Raw genomic sequence first — 10,129 nt, 5'->3', positions numbered from 1 at the left:
ATCGTATCGGGCGGCAGACCTGCATATAATTTCACGCATTTTAAAAATGCATCTCTATATGCACCATGAGGGACAGGCGTCGCCGCTGGCGTCCAAAATACTGCCGCGACTGCCGCCCCCACCCCCGGCCTCCTTGCCGCGATTCGTCAAGCCAAAGCGTTCGTACGAATGCCGTCACCGCCGAAGGCCATCCGCGAACGTGAGCCGTTCCGCATTCTCGTGCCGGCCGAGAGGCTCACCCCCGGCGGTCATCCTCTCACCCGGAAATCGCGAACGTATTTCGGCGGCCAAGCCGGCAAGCGAACTCGGCGGGGCATCGTCGGGCACCTGTTTTCCGAGCGTCTCCGCTATGTTGTCCACAATCGCCGCCGCCGCGAACGGCAGCGCCGTGTCCGAGTCGGCTTCCATCGCAATGGCAATGCCGAGACGCTCGCCGGGCAAAGCGAAAACGACCCTGCCCGCTCCGGCATTTACCGCGACGGCGCCGTGTTCCAGCATGACGCGCACCAGACTGCCGTCGCTCCCCGCCAGGTCCGGTCTGGCGAGCATCGCCCCTGCCACGCTGTCCGCTGCGGTCCGAAGCATGCCGTCCGCCCAGCCGGCCGGCGGCGCTGCGAGCCGGGCATACATGAGCGCGATCCGCCACAGCGGCAACACGAAGCCGGGAAAACCGCAATCATCCTTAACTACGCCCATCGCCCCTTCACCGATGCCGGCGAATTCCGCAACCCGGCGCTGCGTCTCTTTCTGCAGCGGATGCTCGGAACGCGTGTAGCCGACGGCCGGCCAGCTGTACCGGCGGCACAGCGCAAGCGCGCCGGCTTGCATGGTCCTGCAGTTCGCTTCGGCATCCGCTTGCGCCCCAGCGAGAAGCGCGACATCCGCTTCGCTCCACTCGTTCCGTTCTCTTAAGCCGCCGAGAATGAGCGGAACCGCCGCGAACGGTCTCGCCGCTGAGCCTAGCGCCGTCATCCCGCCGGGATCTCCGGACCACGCGACCAGCCTTCCGTCCGCATCGACAACCGCCGCATGGCCGACATGCACATACTCCGTCCACTCGCCTCTCCGGCTGACGACCAAGGCTTCCCCTTCGGACCGCCGTTTAACCGGCCTCTCCTCATCATGCCTGCTCCGCATCGCCGTTGAATCCCGCCTTTCGTCCGGATGTACCGGAATGTAAAAGGTATCACTCCCAGTTTATGCGACTGCGCGCGGAAACAGCATAGGGGAGTGGCAATCGGCCCGCAAGCGGGGAATCGCACCGCGAGCTCCCAACGCGCGGTGGTGGCGTCGCAAGACGGTGGTCAACCAGATGGCCGGAGCGGGCGACCGCCTGGAACAGTATGGCCCGAAACGCATTGTGACGGGCATTTTCCGGTTTCAACTGGCTGCTTGCGGGTTAAATAAGGACATACCAAGCCTCATTAAATCTGAGGAAAAAAGGAGTTGACCGATATGGCTGCAAGAGAAAATCAACAGTCGGGCGGAGGCGCATGGAAAGGTGCAATGATCGGCGGTTTGGTCGGCGCGGCAGCGGCATTGCTGTTCGCTCCCAAAGCGGGCCGCGAGCTGAGAAGCGATCTGAAGGTCAGAGCTAACGGCGCCGCGGGCACGCTGAAAACTCAGGCGTCCGAGTGGGCGGTAACCGCGAGGGATGCGGCCAAAGCCGTCGGCGCCCAAGCCAGCACGATTGCCGGCAAGGTGTCGGAGATGGCGGGTCCTTCCAAAGGTTCCTCATCCTCATCGAATTCGACGAACATGACCGAGCAGGCTCATGTGGATGAAGCGTTCAACGGCACGATGGTTCAGGATGAGCAGGACGCGAAGCGTCTCGGCAATGACATGAAGGCCATGAAAACCAACCATCAGCTGCAGGAAGACAGCTTGGTGCCGGATCCGATTCAGGATTAACCGACGCAAGCAGGCTCGCGACAAAAGCCGGAACCCAAAGGTTCCGGCTTTTGTCCGTATACGCCAACGCTGCCTCGCACCGCGCGAGTTCCAAGCGCGCGGTACGGCGACGCATGACGCTGCATATTTGCGCCGTCCCCAGACAACATCTGCGGCGGCTCCCATGGAATCAGATAATCTGTGCCGCTCCTGTTCGGCGGAACACATCTTCCGCGCTGCCTTTGCGGACCGAGTCGTCACCATCGGCCTCGGCGACGACGACGATCGAGCCTTCGCGGATCGCATCCCTGCACACTTCGGCGGCTGTGTCGCCTAAGCCGAGCGCGTGCAGCGCCCCTTTCATGCCGCTTCCCCCATCGTTCAGGGCCGTATAGGCCAATACGCCTGCCGGATAGCCCGTGCCGTTATAGGTGCCCAGACCGAGGCCAGCCGGAAATCCGGCCGCCCAGCCCGCCGCCGCCGGCGAGTCGAGCGGAATGTCGCCCCCGCTGCGATCCGCCCGCGCGTCGGTTAAATCATTCAGCTCGTCCACGTGAACGTCCGTTTCGGACTCGATCCGGCCGGAAGATTCGCGGTCCTTCGCCACCACCTTCATCTCATCGGGCCGAAAGCCCGCTCCCTCAAGGAGCTGAACCGCCTCAATTGCGGCCGCTTGGTTCGAAAAAATACCGATTGCCATACTCATGGCGCATCCCTCCTTTCCACAATCCCGGATTCCGTTATTATTCCCCTGTTATATGCCTTTGAACCGTCTTCACCGTTCTCTCTCGCCGGCTTGTCCGCCTCTACATTCGATCAGAACATCGGGAAAACGTATCTCACCAGGAAATACAAGGCGCCGAAGAAAATGATGATGTAAGCCGCATACTTAATGAACGTCGACGCCACCAGGCTGGAATCCGACCTTTTTTCCACATGCCGCTCTTCCACTTCCACATTGCGGTTCTCAATCATGACGATGATCCCTCCATCCTATGGTAATATGCTCGTTAAGCTCTAATACCCGCCTCATCGTGGGGTCAAACAAATCTTCGCCGGCACCGCAAGCGACCTCAGACCTATGACATTCTATTTAAATCGACATTGTTTCAACCGGTTGGGTGCTGGTTAATAAGATTTAGATTAAGGTAAAATGATTGAAAAGCGCAGCAGGAATACGCACCAGAAGTTCCACTGTTGGAAGTAAACCTACGGTCAGGAGAGGAAAAGATGAAACAGCCCGAGAAATTCCAATTGCGCACCGAAACGCGGGAGGGGCGGTGCATCGTGTACGTCAGCGGTGAACTCGATCTGGAGGTCGCGACGCAAATGCGCGCCGCCATGGCCCCGCTTGTAGAGCTGAGGGACAGGGAGTTGTCTCTCAACCTACGTGATTTGAAATATATCGACAGTACCGGGATCGGAATTCTAGTCTCCGTACTCAAAGCCCGGAATGCCAGCCAGGCGCCGTTCAGCGTTGAAGCGATCCCGCCCGGTATCCGCAAATTATTTGATATGACCGGCATAACTCCGTTTTTGACGGGCCAGAAGCAAGAACAATAAAAGGGGAGAAAGGAACGAGGATGAAAGCGATGAAGGCTACCGACGAATTGGTAATGCTCCAAGTACCCGCCTCCGCCGAATATGTGGATTTGGTCAGGGTCACTTTATACGGCATAGCCGCCAAGATGGGATTCTCTTACGAAGAAATCGAGGATATGAAGGTCGCCGTCTCGGAAGCATGCAATAACGCAGTGCTTCATGCCTACGGCAATTTGCCTTCGGGCACGACCGCTTCGGCGCCCGAGCAAGCGCCCCGGATGGAAGTCAGATTTATCAAAAAGCGGGATGCTCTGTCAATCGTCGTGAAGGATGAGGGCCAAAGTTTCGATGCGCTTGCCGTAGCAAGACAAAAATCACCGATGAGAGGCAAGTCTGTCGACGAGCTTCATGCGGGCGGCTTGGGCCTGTATCTCATGCAAGCGTTAATGGATCAGGTGGAGGTGCACAGCGACGCAGGCACCGAAGTCATTTTGACCAAACGCCTGGTCAGGAGTGAAGATACCGCATGAGCACACAGCCTGCCAATCAACCGCCGCTGGAGACGTCGTCTTTGATTCTGGAATACCAGAGCAACCCGACGAACGAAACGGCGACCAAGCTCATCGAGCATTATGAGCCGATGGTGCGGATGGCTGCGGGCAAAATCTCGAGGAACCGTCCCGATCTGTACGAGGATCTTTACCAGGTCGGCCAGATGGCCCTCCTCCGGTTGTTCGCCCAATACGACGCATCGGTCGGGGTGCAGTTCGAGCCCTACGCTATGAAAAGCATCATCGGCCATATGAAAAATTACTTGCGCGACAAATCGTGGTACGTGCAAGTCCCGCGGCGAATCAAGGAAAAAGGCATTGTCGTGCAGCAAGCGATCGATGAGCTGACGGTTCGTCTGGAGCGTTCGCCGAACGTTGAGGAAATTGCCAACCACCTCGAGCTGACATATGAAGAAACGCTTGAAATATTGGCGGGCCGGGATTTATATCATTATGTATCGTTGGATACGCCGATCTCCGAGGAAGAGAGTACGACAACGCTGGGCGAGCTGATCGGCTCTCCGGCAGACGATTATGATACGGTTGACAAAAAGCTGGACCTGCAAAGCGCCATGTCCAAGCTTAAGCCCGAGGAACGTCAGGTGCTTGAGCTCGTGTTCGACGAAGGGCTGCCGCAGCGTGCGATCGCCGAGCAGCTGGGCGTATCGCAAATGAGCATCTCCCGCATCCAGAAGCGGGCGATCGAGAAGCTGAAGCAGCTGCTGATAGAGGATGCGGGCGGCGAAGCCTATGAATGATAAACCTATCCGCTATTTAACGGCGCGTCCGCCCTTCCGGGGGCGGGCGTGTTTTTTGTCATGAAAGCAGCGGCAGTCGGTTTTCCAAGTTGTAACAAAGCCGAGTTTCAGGGTATGATGAGAGCAGCAATCGTAACCGTAGGACGGATGCCAGGAGGTTACCGGATGAATCATCACATGCTTCGTTTTCCGGAAGGCTGGGAGTGGCACTTGCTGTCCCGGAACCGGACGGACGCGGACCTGCCGGATTGCAAAAAAATGTTTCCGTTATGCGCGGATTGGCTCGATGCGAGCGAAGAGCGTCTGACGGATCATATATCGGTCACGGAGCTCCCGGGCGGAGAAGCCGCCGTCCATGGAACCTTGATGATTCCGCTCTCGGACGATGAACAGGACGTCGGGCCGTTCCATTTCTGGCTCTCGGCTCAGCGGCTTGTGACGAATCAGCAAGATATGAGGTTCTCCTTGCGGCTTCAGCTTGCTCCGTGGGAGGACAAGCTGGAACGGAGCGGCAGCGCACCCGAGGCTTTCACCGTTATGCTGAGCTGTGCCCTGGAATCGTTCCACGACGGTCTGGACGCTTTCGAGAAGCGGCTCGAATCGCTTGAGGAGAGCATGCGCCTCCGTCACCGAGCGGACCAGATGGAACTCATTTTCTCCAGGCGGTACGAGCTGCTGCACTGGAGCCATCATTACATAGCCGTAAAAGAACTGGAAGCCGCACTCAAGGAAGCCTTCATGGGCAGCCTGACGGAAAGCGAAGGCTACCGGAAACTGGTATACAAGCTGCAGCGCATCGAGACGCTCATCATGCATTACGGTGCGGAAATCGACACGCTGATCTCAATGGACGATGCCGTTTATGCGCTGCGGGGCAATGACATCATGCGGACGCTCACCTTTTTCATCACCTTGGTTGCGCCTGCAGCGGTTGCCGGCACATTATGGGGAACGAACTTCCGCCGCATACCTTGGGCTGCCGAGCCATGGGGCTTCGCAGTGCCGGGCGGAATCGTCCTCGCGATTACTTTTTTCATTTATTTGTGGCTAAGACGCCGGGGCGTCACCGGCGCAGCTCTGCACACCCGTCAAGAGGAGCGGCGGCAGCGCAGCGCCAAAGCGGCTGCGCGGAAGCGGCGCACCCGCAGCAGCAAGGATGCCCAATCGGGCTCAACCGCATCGGCATCTCTGATTCCCTCGTCCGGCGGCGAATCACTTCCCCGCCGATCCAGCCGCGGCACCACGCCGCATTAAACGGACAGTCGCTCCCGACGCCAAAAACGCAGAATCCCCTTCGATCGGGAATTCTGCGTGTTTGTTTTTGGCCCTCGCGCCTGTTATGCACGAGCTTCTTTCACATCCACCCACACCAGGCATTGATCGTCCGGCCGCTCCAGCTGCACGTCACTGCCCGGCAGATAGGAAGCCCATTCCTGCGGCGAATGCGTTCCGTTCAGATCCTGAATCCGGTCGAACAGCGCATCCAGCCGATCTTCCGAAGGCGCATCGATCGCGTCGATCAAGCCGTCCGTAACGAGCACGATCCGATCGCCAGGCGCGATGCTTACGGTATATTTGGATATATCGAGCTTCTCGAAAATGCCGATAGCCGCACAGCCCCCGCCGAGCCGTTCGGTGCGGCCGTCCTTCCGGATGATCAGTCCGGGAGGGTGTCCCGCATTCACATACTCGAGCACGCCCCGCTCCAGATCGACGACCATGTAAAGGGCCGTGTAATAATACTGGATCAGTTGATCGGCGAACTGCAGCTGCAGCGCCCGCCGGTTCAACTCCTCGACGACCCGATCGGAATCGATCAGATTGGTCATCGCATCCTTCAGCACAGAGGCGATAAACATGCAGACGAGCGAAGACGAGATCCCGTGGCCCATCGCGTCAATGACCGCGACGCCGAACCGGTTCTCGTCGATGCGTTGCCACGAATATAAATCGCCTGCCAGCTCCTCCGAAGGGTTATAGATCGCGCCGACCTCAATGAAGCTCTCGGAGATCGGCAGCGGCAGCGCCGCCGTCTGAACCTCCTTGGCCAACTGCAGCTCCTCGCGCAGCCGTCGATCCCGGTCCTTGTGCCAATCCTTTTCTTCCTTCAAGCGGAGCGCCGAACGAATTCTGGCGAGCAGCTCGATTTTGTTGATCGGCTTCGTCACATAATCGATGGCGCCGGCATCGAGCGCCTCGGCAAGCTTTTTGGAATCGCCGATGGCCGTCACCATAATGATCGGAATGTCACGCAGCCGCTCAATCTGCTGAATAGCCCGGCAGGCGGCGATGCCGTCTACCCGGGGCATCATCATATCCAGCAGAATGAGATCGTACTCCGACTCGTTGTGCAGCGATCCGGGCTCTTCCCCACCGTCTTCGGCCAGTCCGAGCAATTGAAACAATTCAATGGCCGATGGAGCGGAATGTACGTCCCGGTATCCGGCTCGTTTCAACATTTCTTGTACGACCGTAACGTTCATTGGATTATCATCCACAATGAGGATCCGCATTCTCCATCTCCTTGATCTTGCATCCAGACTGTCCATCACTTCCGACTCCGTTCTTTCGGTATTCCTATCCTAACGTAACCGCACCGCCGTGTCCAGACAGCCGGTCTTTTTTGAGAACGTCGCGCTCAATCTCGTGAATATCCTTCCGTACCTCCTGCTGCAGCGCTTCAACCGCTTGCGGAGAGGTCTGTAATACTTTCGACGCGCTCCGCACCACATGGTACGCCTTGACGCCGGCTTCCACCCAATCCATCCAGGAGCCTTTGGTCGCGATGGATGCTTTCTGAGCCTGGCTGCGAAGCTTGCCCATCCAGGATTCGGTGACTTCCTTCGCGGAGGAAGTTACCTCATGAATGGCTTCTCCCATATCCCGCACGGACGCCATGAGCGGATCGACGGCATCGATCTGGCGGTTCACCTGATTAGTCAGGTCCTTGACGCTGACGACGAGGCCCTGCACATCGCCTTTCCAGGAATGAATCGCATCCCGCGCCTCACCTAACGTCTGATTCGCGGTATCCAGCGACGTCTGCAGCTTTTTCAGCGTCATTACCAAATATACGACTAATACGGCGACCGATACGGCCATTATCATTACGGCAAATTCCATCATGAGCATGTCCCTCCCTCGTTGATTTCAAACGTCCCGAGAAGAAGCCAGTCGGTTCATTCTTCTGTATATCGTTACCCCTCCTCCAGTGCCGTGAATCAACCAAAATCCGGCTTGTTTCATATCCCGGAGGGTCGGTTAAACAAGCATCAAGCGAGGGTCGCTCGGTTGCCCTCAATCTTCTATAATTGCGGCGATATTCGGCTTCGGAGGCATCGTGGACGCCGCGGCTTCGGTCGCTAAAATCCTGTTCTTCGTGTTCCTCATCCTGTTTGTCGTTTCTCTCATTTTCGGACGCAGAAGTTCCTTATAACGAAGGCCGCGATGAGCATCTGGGAAGTCACGAAATGATCAAAAAGCCGCTTCGGCCCATCGGTTCGGAGACGCCGCAAGCCTGATCGCGGCGGCTGCGATGGGCGTGTACATGCACGGCGCCGCCGGCGACCGGGCAGCGGCGAAACGACGCTCCCCCGGCTCGCTCATCGCAGGGGATCTGCTGGATGAGCTGTAGCGGCTGGTTGCTGCGACTGCTGTAGAGACGATACTGCTGACGGAGATTGTCGGCGAGGGGCCGAACGGATAATCCTCCGACGCCCCTTTGGAACGAACCAAAGAACTCCACACATTCCTTGTACAATCGCACCGGCTCCCCTCCCCCGCCCCGATCAAAGAGGCAGCACATACAGCAGAATGGTGAAAAAATGGAGCACCGCGCCCGCCAGCACGAACAGATGCCACACCGCGTGGTGGTACGGAAAGCTTCGCCACATGTAGAAAACGGTTCCTGCCGTATACAGCACGCCGCCGGAGATGAGCAGAGCAAGCCCTCCGCCGGCGAGACGCTCGGCCACCGGTCCCCAGACGAACACAATCATCCAGCCCATGGCGATATACAGCAGCGTTGACGTATATAGAAATTTGGATGCGTAGAACGATTTGAACACAACTCCGATCAGCGCGATTCCCCATACGATGCCGAACAATGTCCAGCCCAGCGCCCCCTGCACGACATGGAACAGAATCGGCGTATAAGTGCCTGCTATGAACAAATAGATGCAGGAATGGTCCATAATCTCGAAAAATTTCTTCACTTTCCCCTCGGGAAAGCTGTGCAGCAGGGTCGATGAAAGAAAAGACAGCAGCATGGCGCTGCCGTAAATCGTGAAGCTCACGACATGCAGCGCGGTTCCCTTCCAAGCGGCATAAACGATAAGCAGCGTAAGCGCAGCGACGCTGAGGGCGGCGCCGATGCCGTGCGTCACGGCGTTGGCGACTTCCTCCCTGCGGCTGTACGTGTGTGTATGGGCCATTCGATCTGATCCCTCCTGCCGGTTTCATGCGGTCGGACTTTCTTTTATTATACCGGCGCATGCGCGAAAAAGCGAAAGAACCCGGATAGCGAACACGCGTACCTCAGCTGCTTCCGGTTGCTCATTCGCCGATGCCAAAAGAATCGGGTAGGAGGCTACCCATTAGTTGAGCAGCCGACCTCCCACCGTACGTACCGTTCGGTATACGGCGGTTCCTTAGTTCACGCAGTCACTTGTCGATAATAATCTGAGAAGAAGAGGAAATCTAATCCTTTGAGGATGTTGTTGCCGAGGAACTTCGAGAGGATGGGGCTATTGGAGATTTGATGCTAGACTAAATAGTAGACACATATTACACTGATAAAATGACTTATATCGGAGGCTGTGTCAAAGATGAAAAAACCTCTCTATGATGAGACGTACAAAAAGAAGACGGTACAGTATGTGAAAGAAAGCGGGAAGGCAGTGGCGGAGGTCGCCCGCGAGCTGAAGATCAAGGACAATACGTTATATGGGTGGATGAAGAAGTTCGGCGGTGAGCCGGAAATCGTTCAAAACCAAGCGTTCAAGTCAGAAGATCACCAGCTGCGGGAAATGCAGAAACAAATCCGTGAACTTCAAGAAGAGAACGAAATCTTAAAAAAGGCCATGCACTTCTTCGCGAAAGACCGTCGGTAAAATATCAATTCATCCACGAATACCGCTCCGAGTACCGACTGGAGAAGTTGTGCAAAGTAATGGAAGTATCTCGCAGCGGATATTACAAATGGAAGGACCGTCCAGAGAGCGAACGCGAGCGTCAGCACAAAGAATGGACAGGGCAGGTCAAGGAGGTCTTTGAGGAGTCACGCCAGCAGTACGGTAGTCCCAAGGTCACACAAAAGCTCCAACAGCAAGGAATACACGTATCCGAGCGGACCGTAACTCGCATCATGAACGAGCAACAATGGCGATC

Annotated in this window: 14 protein-coding genes; 8 read left to right on the top strand and 6 right to left on the bottom strand. The window is 57.0% G+C overall.

Features of this window, described 5'->3' with window-relative positions; translation table 11 throughout:
- Window positions 1-174: 174 nt before the first annotated feature.
- Window positions 175-1,137: an asparaginase gene (locus BG52_RS12970; RefSeq protein ID WP_036583775.1), complete on the bottom strand. Its 963-nt coding sequence runs from the start codon at window positions 1,135-1,137 to the stop codon at window positions 175-177.
- A gap of 318 nt (window positions 1,138-1,455) precedes the next feature.
- Here BG52_RS12970 and BG52_RS14990 point away from each other — a divergent pair, with 318 nt between their 5' ends.
- Window positions 1,456-1,911, top strand: a complete 456-nt coding sequence (locus tag BG52_RS14990) for a YtxH domain-containing protein (RefSeq protein ID WP_051587834.1) — start codon at window positions 1,456-1,458, stop codon at window positions 1,909-1,911.
- A gap of 169 nt (window positions 1,912-2,080) precedes the next feature.
- Here BG52_RS14990 and BG52_RS12960 read toward each other — a convergent pair whose 3' ends face one another.
- Together BG52_RS12960 and BG52_RS16195 are read right to left on the bottom strand one after the other, a co-directional pair.
- Window positions 2,081-2,596 carry a general stress protein gene (locus BG52_RS12960; RefSeq protein ID WP_036583778.1) on the bottom strand — a complete coding sequence of 172 codons (516 nt, stop codon included), beginning with the start codon at window positions 2,594-2,596 and terminating at the stop codon, window positions 2,081-2,083.
- Window positions 2,597-2,706: 110 nt separating this feature from the next.
- Complete coding sequence (locus BG52_RS16195) at window positions 2,707-2,865, bottom strand: hypothetical protein (RefSeq protein ID WP_190287543.1); 159 nt, start codon at window positions 2,863-2,865, stop codon at window positions 2,707-2,709.
- 255 nt (window positions 2,866-3,120) lie between these two features.
- Between BG52_RS16195 and BG52_RS12955 the strand changes: the two genes are divergently transcribed.
- The 4 genes from BG52_RS12955 to BG52_RS14985 all read left to right on the top strand — a co-directional run bounded on the left by BG52_RS12955 (window position 3,121) and on the right by BG52_RS14985 (window position 5,995).
- Window positions 3,121-3,453 carry an STAS domain-containing protein gene (locus BG52_RS12955; protein WP_036583780.1) on the top strand — a complete coding sequence of 111 codons (333 nt, stop codon included), beginning with the start codon at window positions 3,121-3,123 and terminating at the stop codon, window positions 3,451-3,453.
- Window positions 3,454-3,482: 29 nt separating this feature from the next.
- Window positions 3,483-3,962 (top strand): anti-sigma B factor RsbW, encoded by a 480-nt coding sequence (rsbW, locus tag BG52_RS12950; RefSeq protein WP_036583807.1) that lies wholly within the window; start codon window positions 3,483-3,485, stop codon window positions 3,960-3,962.
- Window positions 3,959-4,741 carry a sigma-70 family RNA polymerase sigma factor gene (locus tag BG52_RS12945; protein WP_051587837.1) on the top strand — a complete coding sequence of 261 codons (783 nt, stop codon included), beginning with the start codon at window positions 3,959-3,961 and terminating at the stop codon, window positions 4,739-4,741. The genes rsbW and BG52_RS12945 overlap by 4 nt, the downstream gene beginning before the upstream one ends.
- Before the next feature lie 165 nt (window positions 4,742-4,906).
- The gene (locus BG52_RS14985; protein ID WP_051587839.1) at window positions 4,907-5,995 is read left to right on the top strand and encodes a CorA family divalent cation transporter; all 1,089 of its coding nucleotides are present in this window, start codon (window positions 4,907-4,909) and stop codon (window positions 5,993-5,995) included.
- Window positions 5,996-6,078: 83 nt separating this feature from the next.
- Here BG52_RS14985 and BG52_RS12935 read toward each other — a convergent pair whose 3' ends face one another.
- Window positions 6,079-7,254, bottom strand: a complete 1,176-nt coding sequence (locus BG52_RS12935) for a PP2C family protein-serine/threonine phosphatase (RefSeq protein WP_036583782.1) — start codon at window positions 7,252-7,254, stop codon at window positions 6,079-6,081.
- A 64-nt stretch (window positions 7,255-7,318) separates the two neighbouring features.
- The gene (locus BG52_RS12930; RefSeq protein WP_036583786.1) at window positions 7,319-7,867 is read right to left on the bottom strand and encodes a DUF948 domain-containing protein; all 549 of its coding nucleotides are present in this window, start codon (window positions 7,865-7,867) and stop codon (window positions 7,319-7,321) included.
- Between the two features lie 145 nt (window positions 7,868-8,012).
- Here BG52_RS12930 and BG52_RS15490 point away from each other — a divergent pair, with 145 nt between their 5' ends.
- Entirely contained in the window at window positions 8,013-8,177 is a 165-nt protein-coding gene (locus BG52_RS15490; protein WP_081793881.1) for a DUF1328 domain-containing protein, read from the top strand.
- Between the two features lie 352 nt (window positions 8,178-8,529).
- On the opposite strand, the gene trhA is transcribed toward BG52_RS15490, so the two are convergent.
- On the bottom strand, window positions 8,530-9,174 hold the full coding sequence (gene trhA / locus BG52_RS12925) for a PAQR family membrane homeostasis protein TrhA (RefSeq protein WP_036583788.1): 645 nt from the start codon (window positions 9,172-9,174) through the stop codon (window positions 8,530-8,532).
- A gap of 393 nt (window positions 9,175-9,567) precedes the next feature.
- Here trhA and BG52_RS12920 point away from each other — a divergent pair, with 393 nt between their 5' ends.
- Entirely contained in the window at window positions 9,568-9,852 is a 285-nt protein-coding gene (locus BG52_RS12920; RefSeq protein ID WP_036583790.1) for a transposase, read from the top strand.
- Window positions 9,853-9,911: 59 nt separating this feature from the next.
- Window positions 9,912-10,129: IS3 family transposase (locus tag BG52_RS12915; RefSeq protein ID WP_036667433.1), on the top strand; the 218-nt coding region annotated here is incomplete at its 3' end.

The sequence above is a fragment of the Paenibacillus darwinianus genome, from assembly GCF_000598065.1.
In the GTDB taxonomy this organism is placed as follows: Bacteria; Bacillota; Bacilli; order Paenibacillales; family Paenibacillaceae; genus Paenibacillus_I; species Paenibacillus_I darwinianus.
Note: the sequence above shows the minus strand (reverse complement) of the source record. Positions and strands in the feature narration are given on the sequence as shown.